Genomic DNA, 22459 nt, shown 5'->3' on the forward strand with positions numbered 1-22459 from the left:
ATGTTTCCGTTTAAAAGAAATGCAGAACGACTGGCTCAGTCGCGAAAAAAAGATCGTGTCAAACGAAAGAAGAAGCTCGAAGAGTTGTCGATTCAATTCGACTTGCTTGAAGAGCGAACCATGCTGGCAGGCGATGCAGGTGCTGTCGCTTTGGAAGCCATGGAGGCGACCGATGTCGTATCTTTGCTGGCGCCGGTCCAGACGCAGGATTTGCTTGCGGATCAGGGGGGCACAGCAGCGTCGGGGCAAGTTGCCGGAGGAGCAGGCAATGAGATTCCAGAAGCGGCACAGATTTCAGAATTGACTGCGAAAGAAGTAGTCTTTGTTGATGCCGGAGTCGCCAATTACGAGCAATTGCTGGCCGGAATCCTGGGCGAAGGCCGCGAAGTTGATATTTATCTACTTGATCAAGAGAGTGATGGTGTTGACCAGATCTCGAAATTGCTTTCAGGACGGAGTGATCTTTCCGCTGTCCATATTTTGTCCCATGGTGAATCGGGGGCATTGCAGGTTGGAGATTCCTTGCTCTCGGCAGAAATGTTGGATGAGCGAGAACAGGAGATTGCTGGCTGGGGAGATTCACTGGCTTCCGGTGGCGATTTGCTGCTTTATGGATGTGATATCGCATCGGGTGAATGGGGGATCGGGTTTGTTAATGATCTGAGTTTGCTTGTCGGAGCCGATGTCGCGGCTTCGTCTGATCTGACAGGCTCCGAGAATTTGTCGGGTGATTGGGAACTCGAATACACAACCGGATTTGTTGATGCGGGTGCGGCTTTCTCCGGGGCGAATTTCGTCGGCTTTGCCGGCTTGCTCGATTTGTCTCAAAACGGTGACGTGCTGACAATTACCGGCAGTGATGCAAATGATGATATCTCGGTCAATTCTATTGGGGGAGCATTAGGCGAATTCGTAGCTGGAGCTGTCGCAGTCACCGGAACGGCTGGAGACGGCATCTTTTTCGGTGTCAACGAAATCGTAATTGAAGGCGCGGGCGGGAATGACTCCATCGAGATCGATCAGGGGATCGACACGAATCTCCCTGGATTCCTGGGGAATCTTGGAAGTCAAATTGTGGGAATTGATGGATCGGGACTGGAATGGGAATTCCGCGGGGGCAGCGGAAATTTGATTATTAATAGTGGGCGCGATCTGACAATCGTGCGAGAACTGACTTCACAAGGCAACATCGATGTCTTCGGAGCTGACATCCACTTCGAAGATAACACACTTGTTTCAACCGAATCTCTGATTTCGGGAGTCCACACTGCGGATTCCGGTTTTTTGCGTGTTACTGGTGATGCAATTCAGGTCGATTCCGGAGTCCAGATTCTCGCACGTGGTGGGAATGGATTTAATGCAGGCGATATCTCTCTGATTGCCCAAGCGACAGAATTGCGGACTATTACTGCTCCGTTGATTGGCAGCTTTGCATCGATCACAGCCGAGGTCACGATCGCCGATGCGGTGATTGAAGGTCGCGATATTCGTATCGAAGCGACAGCCGATGATCGCAGCCCATCCGCCGAACCGACGCCGTATCTTCAGGAGTACATTGGCAACGTTGCCACGCTGCTGGAGACGATTCCTGGTTTGGTGCCGGATCTCTTTCCAGGTGTCGATGCGTCTGTCAATATTCGTGGTTCGGAGGCGCTGGTCTCCTTGAATAATGCCCAGATTGTTTCGTCTGGAACGGTTGATATTCATTCGACCTCGAAAGCGGATGCGTCTGTCACGGCTGCGGCCACCAATGCGCGACCGAAGTTTGTCTCGCGGACTGGTCAAACGAAAAATTATCTGACGAAAGGGGCAATTGCAGCCGGTGTGGGACGGGCGACTGCCGATGCTGAAACGCTGCTTGAGGGAACGACATCCATTGTTGCGATGGGTAGCGTGCTGGTCACTTCCGATGCCGGTACGACTGCTATCGTCAACGCGACAGCCACGCCGGCTGCTGGCAAGTCGAAAGTGCGTGGAAATAGAAATGGCGTTAAACAAACGTCGAAAGCGAAGTCGACGGAAATCTCTTCGGCTTTCGCGGTCGCGAATACAGAGCTCGATTCAGATGCATTTGTCGGGCAGGATGTAGTCATCACATCGGGTGGAAGTGTGAATGTGCGAGCGATCGGAAAGGCGGTCACGACGCCAATTGCTGCTGCGACGACCTATGCTGATGGCAAAGTTGGAACGACGTTTGCCTTTGGCTATGACGTTTCCGACGTCGATTCGGTGGTGGCGGGAACGATCAACGCAGTTGGAGTCGCCGACCCTTTGCAGTTTGATCCTTCCAGTGCCGTTGATGTTGCCAATGATACAATCACGCTCCCGAACCACGGTATGAAGACGGGGGATACCGTCAAATACGATCCCGGTTTGATGGGGACGAATATTGGAGGATTGTTTGGCGGAGAGACTTACACCGTCCTGGTTGTTGATGCCAATACGATACAGATCGCTCCTGCGGCACATATCGATCTGGACAACTCTCAAGTGGTTCCAGGCTCTCAGCATTCCTTCAACACGCTCGATGTCCTGGAGTTTGATCCTGCTTCTGGAACCAATGTCGATTTCACCACCAATCGGTTCACGCTCCCAGGCCACGGGTTTCAGAATGGCGACATCTTGATTTATTCCGCCGATGGGAATGAGACCATTGGCGGCTTGGAAAACGGGGATGAATATGTCGTTGTGCGAGCTGATGCCAACTCTTTCGAGCTCAAAGAGATCTTTTCTGATGAGTTCCTGTTCGACCTGACACCGGGCAATGTCGATTTAGTCAACGATACGATCACCGTTGTCGATCATGGACTGACCAACGGCGAATTGATCACGTATCACGCCAATGGGAACGAAGAAATTGGCGGTCTCGATGATGGCGACGATTACGAAGTGATCGTTGTCGATGCGGATAATATTCAGTTGCGGGGTGTCTTTGATGATCTGACTGATCCTGCGATTGATCTGACGCTGCCGATCAGCGGGAACCCGATCTCGGGCGAACATACTTTAGGCGATCGACCTGTCGATCTGGTTGCACCCGCGTCGCTAACCGGAACACACGGGTTTATCTTTGAAGCCCCTGCGGCAACATTTGAAGCGGCGACCGCTGTCGATAATGGACAGAACACGATTACGGTCGCCAATCATGGTTTGGCGACGGGTGACCTCGTCATTTATCAGACGGATCCAACGAAAACGCAGACATTTGTCGTCGAGCGGACTCCCGATGAGCTGAACCCTGGTCTGACATCGGATACGTTTGAAGTCGATGATCCGGGCATCGGCGGGTTGGATGGTGGCACCGAGTATTATGTGGTCGTTGTTGATGCCAACACAATTCGGCTCGCTGAAAGTTTTGCGGACGCACTCGGTGCAGACCCGACTAATCTCACAGGGATTGGGTCAGGAACCGAACACTCCTTTAATAATGGATTGTCGACCGGGATCGGAGTGACGGCCGATTTGCACGCGACCAACAAAGTCACTTCCGGTGCAACGTTTCGCGCAAAACCGAAAGTCCGCGCTGTCAATTCGAATTCAAGCACGACCGCTCAACCGCAAGGTTCAAGCCAGCAAAATACATCCCCTTTCAATACGAAAACTCAATCACCAAAAACCAAAAATACTCTTTTCCAATTCTCGGCTTCCATCGGAGCGAACGTATTCGATCACGACGTTTCTGCTACGCTGACAGGAACTGCCGATCTGAATTCCGAAAACGATGTCGACGTGATCGCGACGACGACGCAATTTGTCCAAATGCGAGTCACTTCCTCGGTTGCTGAGCCAAACAATGGCAGCCCGTTTTTAGCCTTTTCGGGGGCTTTGGGAATTGGAGTTCATGGCAACGATGTTACGGCGACGGTTGGAAGCGGAGCCGAAATTGATGCAGCGGATACCACGACCATTCGGGCGGATTTGGATTACCCGTTTTTGAATGATCCTGGCGAAGTGTTCAATCCGGCTTCGATTTTTGATAACGGAATCGGCGGGCTCGTTTCTGGGTTCTTCAACAAGATCAACTTCAGCGGCAAGATCTTCAACACCTGGGTTACGAGCCGTGTCAAGAACACGAAAGGAACCGCCGCGCTTTCCGGACAGTTAGTGGTCGTGGACTACTCGGGGGATGTCTCCGCGATTGTCGAATCAGGAGCGAACATCAATCAGGACAAAGATGCGAAATATGCAACTGGCGATCGTGACGTGCTGCTCGATGCCGTGACATCGATGAATCTCATCAGCACCGCAGGCAACTTTTCGCTCAAGACGAATCAACGCGGCGTGACGAACGCGATTCGTAAACGTAACAAATATGGCATTTACGATCCGATCGGCAATCGCAGTGGAAAAATTGGGTTGGGTGGCGCGGGAATCGTCACAACACTGGACACCGCGACGGTGGCGAAGATTGAATCCGGAGCAAAAGTTGATGGCGGCGACGTCACGGTCTCAGCGGAAGAAGACATTCTGAACTTCACGCTGGCTCAATCAGCGGGCAAGTCAACGGGGCAATTCGGGTTTAGCGGCAGTATTGCTCTACTCGCGCACGATAGTAGAACGCAGGCGATTGTCGAGTCAGGCACGATCATCAACGCCGACAATCTCTATGTGACGGCTGACAACTCAACACTTCACATCACCTTGGCAGGAGGTGTGCAATTGGGCGAAGCGATCGCTGTCGGAGCCAGTGTGGCCATCAATGTGATGGAGCGAGATACACAAGCCTATCTGGGAACCTCAGAAGCCGATCCTCCGGGGATGGCTGGCACGCTAGTGAATGTTGGCAATGATCTGTTGATTGAAGCAGAAGCGAGCGGTTCACTGTATTCGTTCTCCTTAGCCGGTGCGATCGTCGATACCGGAGAAGAAAACGGGAGCGACACCTCCGATTCTGAAGATCCGACCGCCAATGCTCAGCAACAACAAGCCGCGAACACAGCCACAAATTCTCAGGGAAGCAGCACCGCGACAACTGGTGCAGGGAGTGGGTCAGGTTCTGGATCCGGCAGCGGAGCGGGTGCAGTATCCGGAGCCGGTTCTGGAAGTGGCGGTGGAACTGGAACCGGGACGGGCACGGGAACTGGGACAGGATCAGGCAGCGGAGCCGGTTCAGGGAGTGCCGCACCCGCGGATACGCCGAGTAAAACGGGAGTTGCCATCGCAGCCAGTGCCTCGGCAAATTTGATCATCGATCAAACTCAGGCCTTCATCAATGATCGCGGGACACTTACAGTGGGCGATGTGTCGGTCAATGCTCGCAATCGTTCCGGATTGATCTCGGCGACTGGGGGAGCCGCGATCGCAAAATCGAAACAGTCCAACTCTCCTACAAAAAGCAGCGACACCCAGGTCGCGATCGGAGCCGCATTCAGTTTCAATCAGCTTGAACTGGAAACCGAAGCATTCATCACCGGGGCAACTCTCAATACAAACCGTACAACAGGTGATGACGATGCGGAAGTCACCGTCACTGCCAACAACGACGGTTTCATGTTCGCGTTTTCGGCTGGATTGGCTGTCGCTCGTGGGGATGCCGGCAAGGATGACAAATCAAACTCGTTCGGCATTGCTGGCTCGGCGTCGGTCAATCGCATTGTTAATGAAGCCGAAGTCTGGCTCGACAGTGTTAATATCACTGCAACTGGTGACATCCTGCTGAATGCCGAAGACACCTCTCAAATAGTGGCGATTGGAGGAGCGGGTGCGTACGGCGGGCGCGTTGGCGTGGGCGGTGCAATTGGGTATTCAGAAATTGATACGCTCGTCTCAGCAAAAATCTTAGGAGACCTCGATCGTTCGCAGATCAATGCGGCAGGAGATGTAGTGGTACTCGCGGATGCGGATACCGCGATTCAGGCGATCACGGTTTCGGCGGCTGCAACCAAGGGCGATGTCGGAGCGGCCGGGACAATTTCCACCAATCTGATTCGTAATGTCGTGGAAGCGACTCTTGAGAATACAACGCTGATTCAGAGTGGTGGTGATCTCCGCGTCGAAGCGATCGATGATTCCAACATCCAGTCAATTGCCGGTGCGATTGGGCTGGGCGGCGAGCAGGCAGCACTTGGTGGTTCGGTCGGATTGAATATCGTATTGAATGAAATCTCGGCGACCATCAGCAATTCGAACATCACAGGCACAGGGGCAATCGAAGTCAACGCACGATCAACCGAATCGGCTCCTCCGCTGGCATTCTTTGATGATCTCAACACATTTGATGGAAAAATTCTGACAGCCTCGCTAGCAGGAGCCTTTACTGATGGCGGAACAGCCGTTGCTGGTTCGGCGAGCATCAACGTGATTACGAACGAAATTGATGCGGTTATCGAAGACTCTGTCATCGACGTCACCGGCGATGTCGTTGTGACAGCGGCTGATGAAGCGACGATTCGTTCGTTAACGGGTGGAGTCGGGATCAACAAAGATGGTAACGCGGTCGGGATCGCGATCGGTGCGAATTTCATCGTCGATGAAATCGACGCAGGCATCCTTCGCTCACAAGTCAACTCTGAAGGATCGGTCACCGTTGAGGCAGAATCGACCGCAACGATTACCACGACTTCCGTCGGACTTGGAATTGGTGTCGATACCGGAGGCAGCAGTTCAGGGTCGGGAGCAGGCTCTACAGGTGGTGCCAGTGGAACGGGAACAGGTGCCGGGAGTGGTGCGGGCAGCGGAGCCGGTTCAGCGGCAGGGCCGAGTTCCAGTAACCCAACGCAATTGGCCTCCGGCAGTGGAATGACGGGACTGTTTGGCCCGGCTGCTGGGCAGTTGACGACATCGGCGGCTCAGACACAGGGCGATCAGCAAGGCTCGTTCTCGTTTGCTGGAACTGGGTCTGCGTCGGGGAACATTATCGTGACTTCGACGGCAGCGACGATTGAAGGAAGTGTGGTCACGGCGGATGGTGCGATCAACGTAACTGCTGACAACAGTTCGTTGATTGGCGTTGGAGCGGGTAGCCTGGCAATTGCAGGTGCGACCGGTGGCACGTCGGGTAATAAGGCAGCCGCAGTTGGAGCTTCGCTGTCGGCAAATGTGATTACAAGTACGATCAGTGCGACGGTCGTCGATTCCGATTTGACCGCTGGCACTGACATTGGAATTGATGCCGATTCCAACTCGCAAATTACCGCGGTCACGTTGGCCGGAGCCGGTGCGTTGGCTGCCAGCGAATCCCAGTCTGGCACGGCTGGCTCCGGGGCCGGAGCGCTTTCGGTCAATGTGATCGTTAACAATGTAGATGCGGCTGTCCTCGGAGCATCCACACTGATTTCAAATGGTGGGAACCTGCTCGTTGATGCCGATGATTCGTCACATGTGATCAATGCGGCTGGTGCGGGAAGTTTTGCTGGAGGACTCGGTACAGCTGGGAGTCGTGGCATTGCGATTGGAGCAGCCGGTAGTGTCAGCGTCATCTCTAACGATATCACGGCCACGATTGATATCGATGCTGGGGAAATGATCGATATTGACGGAGATGTGTTCGTCAATGCCGTATCGACAGCTGACATTAGCGGGGCGACCGTCGGAATCGCGGGTACGATGGCGGGCGGATTTGGTGATGGTACGCAAGGTTCAGGTGCAGGCTCGGCGACTGGGAATGCGATCGCCAATACGATTGAAGCATCCATAAAGAATGCAGAAATCACGGCAGGTGGTATCGTCAGTGTGATAGCGACAGACGATTCTCAAATTGCGGCAGGAGCTGGCGGGGTTGCGATTGGTGCTTCAGGTGGTGGTGGATCTGGTTCGGGCGGGTCGGTGGGAGCATCGATCGCGGTCAATGTCATTACGAACAGCACCTCAGCACTGATCGAGGATTCCGATATTGCCACCGGCAGCGGTGTCATTGTCGGAGCAGATTCGGACGCGGATATAATCGCGGCTACGTTAGCCTTTGGGGGTTCTCTGAATGGTGGTGCTGGAGATGGGACATCCTTCACGGGTGGTGGAACAGTTTCCATCAATGTGATCAACAATGACCTGGATGCGGTTATCCGTGGTACTGAAATCACAACGACTGGCGGAAATGTTGCAGTCGATGCCGTTGACTCCTCACAGGTTGTCTCTGCGGCTGGTGCGGGGACGATTGCCGCTTCTGGAGGAACGGGAGCAGCGAAATCGATTGCGATCGGGGGTGCAGCCGCAATTAATGTGATCGTCAACAGCACGACGGCTAACATCGATAATTCGGATTTGGATGTCACAGGAAATGTTACGCTCAATGCGATGGCCGACGGCGACATCTCTGGAGCAACGGTTGGTTATGCTTCGGCTGTTTCTGGCGGGGTTGGTGATGCGACTTCATTTGCTTTGGCGGGATCAGCAACGGTTAACAATATCGCCAACGAAGTGGTTGCATCAATCACGAACAGTTCTGTAGAAGCAACCGGTCTCGTCGAGTTGAACGCGACGAATGCAGGTTTCATTGGAGCCGGGGCAGGGGGTGTTGCACTAGGGCTGGCCGGTGGAGGTGGAGCGTCCAATGCGGTTGCAGTTGGTGGTTCCCTGGCGCTCAATACGATTGTCAATTCGACTGCGGCATTTATTGATGACGCGGAAGTCACAGCCGGAGCGGGTGTTTCGTTGCTTGCCGACGGAGAATCTGAAATCGTTTCGGCAACGCTGGCGTTTTCTCAAGCATTGTCCGGAGGAATCGGCGATGCGACCACATTCACGGGAGCAGGAACTATTTCGGCAAATGTCATCACTAGTGATGTGCTCGCCGAGATTCGCAACGGAAGCCAAGTGACTACAGCTGGGGATCTCCTGCTCGATGTCAACGATCAATCGAGCATCATCGCTGTTTCGGGAGCAGGTACAAATTCGGCAGCGATCGGATTGGGAACTTCCAAGGCGATTTCCATCGGTGGTGCTCTCGGATTCAACCTGATCAATAACTCGACGACGGCCCGTATTACCGATTCGCTCGGATTCGCTGATGGTGACGTCCGCTTATCAGCGGTTGGTGATGCAGAAATCGGAGCGGCGACAATCGGTTATGCAGGCTCACTATCGGGAGCGTTGGGTGATGCGACTTCGGTTAGTCTGGCAGGCTCTGCGACGACGAATGTCGTGAACAATCGCATTGAGGCAGCCACCTTGAATTCGACTATTGAGTCGGGGCAGTCGGTCGTGCTCGAAGCTCTTGATACGTCGTTTATCGCAGGAGCAGCCGGTGGTGTTGCCCTGGCGATCGGAGCTGGACTTGGTGCGACTCAGGGAGTCGCGATTGGGGGCTCACTGGCGACGAATGTTATCGACAACGAAGTCCTGGCAACTGTCAGCCAGACGCAACTCACGGCGGAAGGCGATATCGTACTGACAGCCGTTTCGGAAGCAGAGATCATTGGGACAACTGTGGCAACGAGTGGTGCGTTGACAGCCGGAGTTGGTACATCAACCGCAGTTACTCTGGCGGGCACGGCTTCGGTCAATGTGATCAGCAACGAAGTCGCGGCGACGATTCGCGATAATTCAGACGTAGCGACAACATCCGGAGATGTTTCTCTGACCGCCCGCAACGAGGCGAGCATCTTGGCAAATTCAGGCTCGGCGAGTCTTGCGGTAGCAGCCGGGATTGGGAACGCGAATGCCGTCGCACTCGGCGGAGCGATGGCGATCAATGTGATCGAAGGCGATACACTGGCCATCATTGAGGATTCAACGATTAGAGCTGATATCGGTGGCGTCGATTTAGCGGCGACCTCCGATGCGGAGATCATCAGCAATGCGGTTGGAATTACTGGTGCGGGCACTGCGGCTGGTGGCGCGGGGATTGGTGTCGCTGTTGCAGGATCAGTTGCCTCGAACGTGATCACCAATCGTGTTGAAGCTTCCATCAACTCCTCAAGCATAACGGCTGGTGGATCGCTCGGCCTGCATGCGGAAGACCATTCTGTAATTTACGCCTTTGGCGGTGGGGTCAGTGGCGCAATCGGAGGCGGAGCGGCAACCAGTGGAGCAGGAGCCGCAGGAGCTTCCGTCGCGACAAACATCGTTGTGAATACGGTTGAAGCCAGCATCGACAATTCCATTATTGAAGCGAATGGAGTCTCGGTTACAGCCAACTCCGAAGCAGAGATCAGTGGCGGAACGATCGGTTTTGCTGCTGCGGGAGGATTCAGTGGAGTGGCAGGAGTTTCGGTCGCTGCTGCGGGTGCGGTCGTTGTCGCTGTGGTTGACAATACCGTTACCGCATCAATTGAAAACGAATCCAGCGTGATCAGCGGTGATGATGTGATCGTGACAGCGGCGGATTCATCACGAATTATTAGTGCAGCCGGTGGAGCCGCCGTCAGTGCAGCTGTCGGTGGAGGTGGTGTGGGAGTGGCCGTGCAAGCGGGTGCATCGCTTGCGACCAGTGTGATCAACAATACGGTCGAAGCAACCATTTCTGAAAGCGAAGTCGATTCAACAGGTAACGTACAGGTCGTGGCGAATTCTGAAGGAGAAGTCATCACCTCAGCTGTCGGTTTTGCTGCAGGCGTTTCCGTGGGGACTGTCGCAGTAACAGTGAGTCTCGCCGGGTCGGTAGCTGTCGCGGGAATTAATAATCGGACGCGAGCCGGGGTTCGTGATGCGGAAATTACAGCGGATGGTGATTTGATTGTCGAAGCCGAAGATCGTAGCGATATTCGTAGTTTCGGCGGAGCAGCATCGGTTGCCGGTGCGGCTGGGGTCACAGGTGCGGGAGTTGGCGTTGCCTTCGGGGCTTCGTTCGCAGTCAACGAAGTCGGTAACGAAGTCTCCGCTTATGTGACTGATTCAACCGTTGATGCCGGTGATGTGCAGATTCATGCGACTGCGACCTCTCAGATTGTCGGCGGTGCTGTCGCCGGTTCGGTTTCCATTGCCGGGAGTGCGATCGCTGGAGTTTCTGTTGCCGGTGTTGGGACGAGCGTGATTAACGTTATTACCAACGATGTTTCAGCAGAAATCTCAAACAGCGAAATAACGGATTCCACCGGGGTTAGCCTGCTGGCCCAGGACGATTCGTCCGTAATCGCTGCTACCGGTGCTGCAGCGGTCGGGGCAGCAGGAGGCGCGACAGTCGGAGTGACCGTGCAAGGCGGGGCAGCGATGGCATTCAATGTCATCACAAACAACGTCTCGGCTTCGATTGATAATTCCACTGTCAACTCAAGTGGAGATATTGAAGTTCTCGCTGATAGTCAGAGCGATGTGATTGTCACTTCGGTCGGGTTTGCCGGGGGTGGATCGGGTGGTGGTGTCGGAGGAGTCAATGTCTCCGCAGCTGGATCGGGTTCCAGTAATACGATTGTGAATTCGGTTTCTGCCACAATTGCAAACGGGAGCATTATCAACAATGTGGGTGCGACCAGGGTTGCGGCAGCGGATCGTTCCCGAATTACAGCGCTGGCCGGTGGAGTGACTGCCAGTGGTTCCGGTGGTGGAGTTGGCGGAGTTGATGTCGGTGTGGCTGGCTCGATTGCCGCCAATGTTGTAACGAATTCCGTGAGTGCGACAATCGACGATTCGGCTGTGAATAGTGGCTCGGTTTCGCTGGAGGCAATTTCAGCCGGTGACGTGATCGTGGCAACTGTCGGGTTTGCCGGCAACGGAAATGGTGGCGGTGTCGGTGGTGTTGCATTGGCGGCTGCTGGATCCGGCTCAATCAATGTTATCACGAATGATGTCACTGCGAGCATCGGCGATGCGAAGGAAGTTACGACAACTGTTGGCGATGTCGAAGTCGTCGCTGCAGATACGTCTTCAATTATCGCGACTGCCGGTGTCGGTGCAGTCACAGGAGCTGGTGGTGGTGTCGGTAGTGTGACGGGCCAAGCGGGTGCATCGTTTGCATTCAATATCATCGTCAATAATGTGACCGCAACGATCGACGGCGGATCCGTTGATTCAGCTGGCAATGTTCTGATTTCAGCAGATGCCGACGGGCAAGTGATCTCGAATACGATTGCAGTCACGGGTGGCGGTGGAGGTGGCGCAATTGGTGGTGTGCAGGTTGCGTTGGCCGGTTCGGTTTCTTTCAGTGGAATCAATCAGTCTGTTGATGCGGGGATCATTAATGATGCGGATGTGACGGCTGATGGATCTGTCCTTGTCACTGCTGAAGAAGGATCGGATATCATTACGACAGCCGGAGGAGCTGTCGGTGGAGGAGCGGGCGGAGCGATCGGCGGCGTTGTCATCGGTGCAACTTCGGCATTTGCAATCAATCAGATCGATAGCCAGGTCAACGCCGTGATAGATAATTCCGAGGTCGCTGCGGCAGATGTCGGTCTACTGGCGGAGTCGGCCAGCAATATTACCGTGGCGACAGCCGCAGCAGCTGGCGGAGGTTCGGGCGGTGCGATTGTCGGTGTGAATGTCGCGGGCGCAGGCTCTGGGTCTGTCAATGTGATTGCCGGTGGTGTGACTGCGGAGATCCGAAATGGCAGTCAGATTACAACGACTTCTGGAGACCTGAATGTTGAGGCGGCTGATCGAGCAAACGTTATTGCGGCAGCCGGTGTGGCAACATTCAACGGCGGTGGAGGTGGAGTTGGAGGAGTCAACGTACAGGGCGGTGCCTCGCTCGTGGTGAACGGAATTGATCGGGTAGTCACAGCACGCGTGACAGACTCCAATTTGTTGATTGCTCGGGATACCAATCTGGAAGCGATTTCGGAGGCAGTGCTGATTGGCTCGGCAATTGGTTTTGCCGGGGGAGGTTCCGGTGGTGGAGTCGGCGGAGTGAATGTCTCGGCTGCGGGCTCGGGAGCAGGCAATGGAATTTCACAATCGGTTACCGCAGAAATTATTAATAGTGATCTGCAAGCCGGTGGAGGCGTAACAGTTTCTGCAGAAAATGATGCATTCATTTTCGCGGGTGGTGGTAGCGCCACTGGAAGCGGTTCTGGCGGAGCGATTGGTGGAGTCGATATTGGTGTGGCTGGCTCAATCGCAGTGAATGTGATCACGAGTGATGTTCGGTCCACAATTGACAATTCCGATGTCACTGCTGCGAATATCGAAGTTGATGCCGGTGCGGAAGCCGAAATTGTCGCCGCGACGGTTGGTTTTGCCGCTAACGGAAATGGTGGAGCGATCGGCGGCGTCGCAATTGCACTGGCGGGAGCCGGTTCGGTCAATACGATTACGAATAGTGTGACTGCAGAAGTCATCAACGGTAGTGACCTGACAACAACGAGTGGCGATGTCAGCGTATTGGCAGACAATCAATCGCAAATTCGTGTTGGTGCGGGTGGAATCGCAATAACGGGAGCCGGTGGTGCTGTCGGTAGTGTGACCGTTCAAGCCGGTGCATCTTATGCGATCAATACAGTGACCGACTCTGTTTCGGCAACAATCGATAATTCCCTCATCAATGCCTCTCAGGATGTGATCCTTTCCGCGACTTCAGATAATGCGATTATTGGTGCGGCGACGGGGTTCGCTGCAGGTGGGGGTGGCGGTGCGATTGGTGGAATCAATGTCGCTGGTGCTGGTTCGACTGTCGTCAATGTGATTAACAACACTGTGGTTGCAGAAGTCAACAACAGCGATCTTCAGGTCGGGCGCGATATCAAAGTCAATGCGTTGGACCAGTCCAGTATCGATGCGTTCGGCGGCACATTGTCAATCGCCGGAACGGGAGGAATCGTGGTCGGCGTTTCGGCGGCACTGGGAGCTGTTGTTACGTTGAATGTCGTCGATAATTCTGTTGCGGCAATCGTCTCGGATTCATGTCTGGATGCCGGAAATGATATCTCGCTGACTGCGACAGCAGACTCCGAGCTGAATGCGGTTGCTTCCGCAAATTCGGTTGCGGTCGGTGTGGCAATCGGCAGCGTGGCATTGGCGGGAGCCGGTTCGGCGGCTTCGAATACAATCAATAACGATGTGACAGCAGAAATTCGTGGTGTCGATACCGATACTATCAATGCGGCTGGTGTCGTTGATCTGACTGCCGCTGATCAATCAAACGTGAATGCCGTCGGCGGATCTGCGGCTGTTGGTATTGCGGTCGTCGGTCTGGCAGGCGGAGCCAGTGCTGCAGTGAATACGGTCACCAATGATATTTCAGCGACGATTGCCGGTGTTAATTTGACCGCGGATCAAGGCGTTGTCGTGAACGCTGTGGGAGACTCGGAATTGACGGCTGCTTCGGTTGGAGCTGCGATTTCATCAGGCCTGGGAGTCGCGGGAGCATTCGGAATCAACACCCTGATCAATACCGTGGAAGCGAGCATCTCAGACTCAGCGACGATTGGCTCGGGCGGAAACGTAGAAGTGGTTGCCGACGAGCAGAGCCGCTTGATCAGTACGACTGGGGGGGCAACGGGCGCACTAGGAACTGGAGTCGGAGCAGCGAGTTCGATCAATAATACGGTGCTGACAACACGAGCGTTTATCGACGATGCTGTCGTGACGGCAGGTCAGCATGTGGATGTGCGAGCGAATTCCGAAACGGAGCTGGTTGGAGCTGCGGTTGGTGGAGCAATCGCTGCAGGCTTTGCAGTCAGCGGATCGTTTGTCGAACAATCGACAACGAATGTGACTGAGGCGTTCCTTGGTGGAGGAGCGGTCGTCACTGCAGAGGGGAATGTCGTTGTTGTTGCTGATGACAATATTCAGTTCAACTCCACAGCCGGAGCATTCAGTGCTGCAGGTGTCGCTGGGTTCGGTCTCTCCGAGGCACTCGTTATTACCAACAATACAACACGAGCAGCAATTGCAGACGGAGTGACAACGACTGGCTTAGGCCTGCAGGGTGAATCGCTGGTTCCTGGAGAGAATGGAGCGTTGGGGGCTATTCGCGGCGTGGCGGTCATCGCAAATTCAGATGAGAATGTCATCAGCATTGCTGTTGGTGGAGTCGCTGCCGGTGGGATCGCCGGAGCCGGTTCTGCGACAGTCACGACACTCAATGAAACCACTGAAGCGATCGTTGGCGACAACGTGAACCTGAATGTGGGCACACTTGGGCTAGCCGATTCTCGTCAGAGTGTCACGATTGCGGCCGCGGATCGATCTCGTCTACTTACGCAGGCGGTCGGTGCTTCGGCAGCTTTGGTCGGAGTTGGAGCAGGAGTTGATACCGCTGTCCTGATTAAGACAACTCAGGCGTCGATCGGACAGGACAGCCTGGTGGAAGCTGCCAATGATATTATTGTCTCTGCAGATTCTTTGGAAGAACTGACATCCGTATCGGCTTCCGTTGCTTTAGGCGCCGGAGCCTCTCTCGGTGCGGCGACTTCAAGTTATACCATTGACAACACGACGGAAGCACTTATCGATCAGCGTGCACGGGTCGAAGCTCAAGATTCGGTTCATGTGACTGCCGATAATATCAGCGATTTCGATCTGCTTGCGGGAAACGCAAATGCATCGCTGGGCGTCAATGCCGGGGCAACGGCGGCCCTCACTACTGTACTCAAAGAGACAAACGCCTGGATCTCTGAAAACGCCGTCGTGACTGGATTGGGACTTGGTGATGGTGTTCTAGCCAAAACGGGAGAATTCGGAGCCGAGCAGATTGTCACTAATGTGGGTAGCCCCGGTGTGGTGAAAGACTTCACTTCGAGCGTTGTCGATCCCGGCGCAGATACGATCACGCTGAGTGATCACGGCTTTCAACAGGGGGATGAGGTTGTCTTTTCCTCCTCCAGTGGTGTCATTCCCGGCCTCACCATTGGTGGGCAGTACTTTGTGATCCCGGTCGATTCCGACACGTTCAAATTAGCGAACAGCGAAGTAGACGCGGAAAACGGAATCGCAATCGATCTCGGTTCGGCTGATCCAGTCGGGACAATCAATCGTTTTGCCAGTGATCCTGATCCTGCCTCAAACGATTTTTCTGTCGTAAATCCCATCACGCTGGCGAACATCAATTCAGCAAGTGACACATTCACGCTCCCTCGTCATCAACTGGTGACCGGAGATCGCGTTTTCCTGGGGAACCTGGGAGCGGCTGTGACCGGCGTTGAAAATAACACACAATATTTTGTCATCGCGAAGGATGAGAATACGATTCAACTGGCGTTGACGGAAGTCGATGCGGTCTCTGGTACAGCGATCGATATCGAGCTGTCTGGGATTGCGGGGCGATTGGAACGTGTGCTGCCGAGTGCCAATGAAGTCAACTTCCGAGCCGATGATATTCTTGCAGGATCAGACGAGTTACAGGTTGACGACCACGGTTTAATTACAGGGCAGGAGATTGTTTTACGCGGAGATGGCTTGTTGTTGGCTGGGCGTGATGCCAACGGTGCACCAGAGCTGGCAAACGGTCAACGCCTGTTTGTGATTGTCACCAGCGATGACACAATAAAATTGGCGAAAACGGCAGCCGACGCCTCTGCTGGAATTGCGATCGATCTCGAATTGAATTCTGCGACGATACGGGAAGCGACTGTACTGACCAGTTCGGCTGGAAAAATCGATCCAACGGCCAATACGCTCACGTTTACTAATCATGGCTTGACGAGTGGGCAGGAAATCCAACTGACAGGTGCCGAGGAATTGGGCGTTCCTGCTGATGCAATATTCTTCGTCAACGTTGTCGATGCTGATACAATTCAGTTAAGAGAAACTCCCGCCGGCTCGATCGTGGATCTGGACTCAAATCCTCTCTTGCTCGATTTTTCAGGTGGAGCGATTGCAACCGACTTGCGTGCGATCGATGCAAGTGCAGACACGTTCAATGTCGCCGGACATGGTTTGGTCGATGGGACGGAAGTTGTGTTCCGATCCAGCGATTTGACTCTCGGCGGGCTCGACTCCGGCCAGACTTATTTTGTTGTCAATTCCACAGCGGATCAGTTCCAACTGGCGGAAACAGTGGATGGACAATCACTTGATCTGAGAATTAACGAGTTGACGCTGCTCGTCATCGGGACGCCACAAAACTTCAATGCGGTCAGCATTGATGAAAACACGGATCGCATCCAGCTAACAGGCCACGGCTTGACAGATGGAACAGCAGTCAGTCTGAATGGTGTTAACTCCACAATGAGTGGGCTTGTCGATGGGCAGACTTACTTCGTCATCAATGCTACGGCTAATTCACTCCAGCTTTCAGAAACGCTGGGTGGCGCGGCTGTGGACTTGGGTGAGTCTGTGCCAATCTTTACCTTGCAACCATTCGCTGAAGTGGTCGATCAAGTCGTTGATATTCCGTTCACAGGAATTGGTGCAAACGGCAATCCCGATTCAGTTCTGGAAATCAGCAATCACGGCTTCGCGACCGGTGATCAAGTTGTGCTGCAGAATTCAGGAGATTCCATCGAGGGGCTGATCGAAGGCGAGCGTTATTTTGTCATCGTGATCGATGCTGACCATCTACAGTTGACCCCTGCCTCGGAAGAGACTATCGCGATCAGCGGGGCAGATATCGACGGCGATACCGAAACTATCACCCTGCTCGGCAATATGCTCAATAACGGAGACGAATTTTTTGCCCTCGGGATCGCAGAGGATCTGGGCGAACTGGAACCAGGTGGTCGCTATCTCGTGGCCAACAAAAACGGCGACTCGTTCCAACTCAGAGATGCGACCTCGAACCAGTTGATTGACTTGCTGGAAACTGATTTTACGGGCACAGTCGCTCGGTTGGTTCCGATTTCCGCAACGGCACCGATTGCGATCCCGGTGAGTGCTTCTGGTCAGTCGGGAACATTGGTCCGATCCGGTCAAGCAGAGCCTCTTGCTGTTGAATTTATATTCGACAGCCTGAATGGAAATACGATTTCGATCACTGATCATGGGCTGATCACGGGAGACAAAATCCGCCTCAGTAGTAACGGAGCCGAGCTGGTCGGGTTGGATGCTGATCAGGATTATTTTGTGATCAAGATCAACAACAATCGGTTGCAATTGGCTGAATCGCTAGCGGATGCCTACAACAATCAAGAAACGACCTTAACGCCAGATGAAATCGAAACCAGCTTCCGTCTCGCATCTTTATCTGTCGATGCAGATTTGCCAGATCTGGCGAATGTGGACGTTAATCTGACAGGTGGCGGTCAAGTTTCACTGACTGATCTTTTCCAACAATCAACTGTCGATGCGGAAACTCAGGTCGTACGGGGAGTCGTCGTAACGGCTTTCAATGCCGATCAGATCGAATCGCTGTCGATTAGTGGTGGAGCCGCCCCTGTGGGGACTCGAATCGCTGGAACAATTACCGTTCAGGATACGACTGCTCTGGCAGAGATTCATGACGGAGCCATGATCAATCAGTCTGCAGAAACACCGGGCGCAGATCAGGAAGTTTTGGTTGCGGCTGCCCAGCAATTTGAAAATCTGGGAGTTGCCACCGTTGGTAATGTGACTGCCTCGGTTGGAGGAGCTCCTGCTGCTGATATGAATATCGTGTCGATGACGACCGAAGCAATCATCGGAGCAGCCGATGTCTTTGCCAACGATGATGTTTCAGTAGTTGCGAACTCTCGACAGGAGATTTTATCAGTTGCGGCTTCTGCAGGTGCAGCCATTGGCGTTCAAGTAACCGGGTCTGCCTCCGGAATAACGATTGATAACCAGACCTCAGCGCTTATTTCCTCCGGCTCAACCGTCTTTGCCAACGGAGATGTGCTGGTCGCCGCCACCGATCTATCAGAGACGAAACAGATTGCCGGAGCCGCCGGTCTGGCTGTTGGCGGTGGTGCGAATGGTTCTACTGGCATGGTGCAGATCACCAAGCAAACCACGGCGGAGATCGCCGATCAAGCCAATGTTGTCGGGTTGGGGAATTCAGGAGATAAAATTGTCGTTTCCGATGGCAGTGGGGGAACGGACAATGTCAACGGAGTCGTTGTGACTGCAGATTCTGCAGAAGATGTCTTCATGGTCACGGTTGCCGGAAGCGGGGGACTGGTGGCTGGGCTGGCTGGCTCAATGAATCTGATGGTGATTGATTCAGATACATTCGCTGTGATTGGTGAGCAGGCACAAATCAATCAGAATAATACAGGAGCTACAGCCGATCAGGCGGTTGTCGTCCACGCCAACAATGAGTTGAATCCCCAGGCAATTGTCGGTTCTCTTGGAGTGGGACTCGGAGCGGGTGTTGCCGGCGCGATCGATCTTGGCTTCCTTAGAAATGACACGACCGCATTAATTGGACGCGATGCCCGGGTCACCGCTCGTGACGATATCTCCGTTACGGCGGAATCTAATCAGGTAGTGAGAACGACAACCGTTAGTGCGAGTGCAGCCGGAGGAGCCGCACTGGCAGGTTCTCTTTCGGTCTACAATATCGGTGGGAACCTGAATGATTCTTATACCGTCGACAGCGATACCGACGGCTCTTTGGGAGCCGGGGACAGCGTACTCTCGGCATTTGAGGGTCAAGACGTACTTGGAGCGATCGATGCGTCATTTACAACATTCCTGAGCGACAGTGGCCCATTCAGTCTATTGTCGCTCCTGGATAGCAATGTTTCAGGGACCGAGTTCCAGTTATCGAACGTCAACGCTGGAGAAAATACGATTGATCTCGGAGGTACGAGTTTCGATCCCCTCATGGTCGATTCCGCTGCGGACACCATCTTGCTGGGAGCCGGGCACGGCTTGAGCGATGGGGACGAGTTTATCTATCGAGCCGATGAAAATGGAGCGATTTCTGGACTGACAGACGGGGCAACCTATTTCGTAATCACTGTCGGAGCCGATCGAATTCAATTGTCAGAGACAAATGGCGGTGCAGCGATTGATCTCGAAATTAGTGCCCAGCTCACGCAAACGTCATCATCAGCTGTTGAATTGGAATCAGATCAGTTCGATGAAAATACCGATACGATCACTGCTCCAACACACGGCTTGCGAACCGGTGATCGAGTGACGATCAATAATGCCGAACGCATCTTCGGAGACCACCTTGCAGACAGTGAATTGTTTGTGATTGCGATCGACGAGAATCGTTTTCAGTTTGCGAAGACTTTGGCAGATGCCAATAACGGTGTAGCGATCAACCTGGTGAATACCTCAAGTGCCGGACAGTTATCCCCAGCCGATGGCCCGATTGCTTTCCAGACCAATGGCATCGATGAAGGAGCAGGGACAATTGATGTTCCCGCTCACGGATTTGAAACGGGTGATCAAGTTCGTCTGACGGATCTCGATGGCCTCTTTTCCAACCTGAGTGACGGTCAGACGTTCTTCGTCATTGCAGTCGATGCAAATACGATCCAGCTGGCGACCACCTTGACCGATGCACTTAACGGTGTTTCTTTGCCACTCACCTTGTTGGCTCCCATGAGCGTTGAGGGAGCAAACGTCGACGGGCAGGTGAATGTCGACTTGGTCAGTCCAACGGCCACGGCGACATTGTCACCGCTCAGCCAGGATGTGGAATTTTCACCAGCGGATGTCTCCGGTTCAATCATTACCGTTCCTGGTCATGGCTATAATACTGGCGATGACCTGAAGTTCACGGAGGAGAGCAATCTCTTCAGTGGTTTGGAAAACGGGCAACGTTACTTTGTGATCGTCGTCGATGCGAACTCCATTCAACTCGCAGCATCAGCAGCGGAAGCGTCTAGTGGCGATGCGATTTCTATTGGTGGTACGGCTACCGTAGTTGTCACTGAGGCGAATAATGTTGTCGAGTTTGAGCTGCCATCAAATTCCGTCAATTCCACATCGGAAACGATCACGGTCGCGAACCATGGATTCGCAACCGGGGACGAAGTGACATTGAATTCGTTTGCAGCAAATTTGACCGGATTGGAAGCCGCACGCGATTACAGTGTCATCGTTCTCGACGCCAATACTTTGCAATTGGCCGAAACTCTTGAAGCCGCTGTCAACGGCAATGCTCTCGATTTAATGCCACGAGCATCTTCCAGCCACCACTTGGTCGGGCATGATTTTGTCACCGGAGAGGCAGTCGTTTATCAGCAGGATAACGATCCACTTGCTGGTCTTGAGGTCGGGACGACTTACTATGTCATCGTCGACAGCGAGAACCCACAGCAGATTCAACTGGCTGAATCTGAAGCGAACGCGTTAGCAGGAATTGCAATCGACTTTGACTCAGCGACTGCATCAGCGACCGGGCATCGGCTCGATTCCGTCAGCACAGGACTAGTCTCTCAGACAACGGACATTCTGAGCAGTCTACGTGATAATCTGCAGATGACAGAAGTCGTCAACTCTGGTAGTGGGACGAGCGGAACATCTGCGATCGTCCAATCGAACAGCATGCTCGTTGCCGGTGGCGATTTGAGCGTTCATGCGAATAACGATATCGCATTTGAACAAGTTGCTGGGGGAGTCTCTGCAGCAGTTGGAGCAGCATTCGGGGTTGGCATTGGGATTGTCAATCTGGATCACACTGTGCGTGCAGAAGTCCTCTCCGGCAGTACTTTGTCAGCGGGGACGTCAGGAATTATTTCTGTGACCGCCTTCAGTTCTCAAGAGCTTGATACGACCGCTTTTGCTGGACAGGCAGCGACAGGTATCGCACTGGGAGGAGCAGTCGCAGTTGTCAATGAAGACAACGACGTCACAGCAGCGATTCGTTCCGATTCCCAAGTTCAGCAAGCTGACAGTGTTGACATTACTTCACAGAGCACGACTCAAATCGATGCCGAGATTGTGCAGGTCTCCGTAGGAACAGTGGCCGCAGGGGCCAGCATCACCGATCTGAACAGCGCCGGAGATGTTAATGCGATCCTGGGAAATCGAGTTGAAGTCGGACAAGCCGGCACCGTGAACAACGTCACCGTTCAAGCGAAAGACCAGCGCGATCTCACTGGGAATGTCATCGGTGTTTCTGTGGGCTTTGCCTCTGGAACTCTCGGAGTTGCTGACTTGGATGTTTCCGGTAACACAGTTGCTCGGCTGGGACGCGGGGCTCAAATCGATGCGACCAATCAAACGACGATCGCAGCGGAGTCGGAAGTGAATGTTGATGCCAAAGCTCGCGGTGGGGCTGTTGCCGCGGGGGTCGCGTTGGGAGGCATGAATGCAATCGCAAATGTTTCCGGGATTACGGAAGCGTTCATCGACGACAATGCGGTAATCACAACTGGAGCTTTGACTGTCAGCTCGAAAGTTGACCAGGAAAGCGATGCCGAGACATTGGCCGCTGCCGGGGGATTCATCGGAGCAGGTCAAGTTAATCTTGCCAAAACAAACGCTCACAGAGAAGTATCAGCTCGCGTCAATTCTGGTGTGACCATCGATACTCAAGGTGATGTGCAAGTACTCGCTGACTCAACCGGGGATGCGGATGCAAGATCGGTCGGCTTTGTTGTCGGCTCAGCTGCACTCGGAATCTCCGAAGCGAGGTCCAGCTTCTCACCGATCGTGAGTGCGACCATCACTTCGGCTGATGTCACATCGGGTGGAGGAATTACCGTCCAGTCAGTCCACATGCCCACCAGCCGAGTTTTTGCTAAAGCCGATGCGTCCGGCGGTGGACTATTGACGGGAAATGGGGCCATCGCTCATGCGAATGCAGCTGCTGAATTAGTAGCTTCCA

At 53.8% G+C, this 22459-nt stretch carries 1 protein-coding gene (running past one end of the window); it reads left to right on the forward strand.

The annotated features are described in order from the left end of the window. Nucleotides 1-22459, forward strand: the 5' portion of a protein-coding gene (locus tag Pan54_RS02335; RefSeq protein ID WP_146501966.1) for a DUF4347 domain-containing protein. It continues 6698 nt past the right edge of the window; only the first 22459 of its 29157 coding nucleotides appear in the window; its start codon is at nt 1-3; its stop codon lies off the right edge, out of view.

It is taken from the genome of Rubinisphaera italica, assembly GCF_007859715.1.
GTDB classification, from domain to species: domain Bacteria; phylum Planctomycetota; class Planctomycetia; order Planctomycetales; family Planctomycetaceae; genus Rubinisphaera; species Rubinisphaera italica.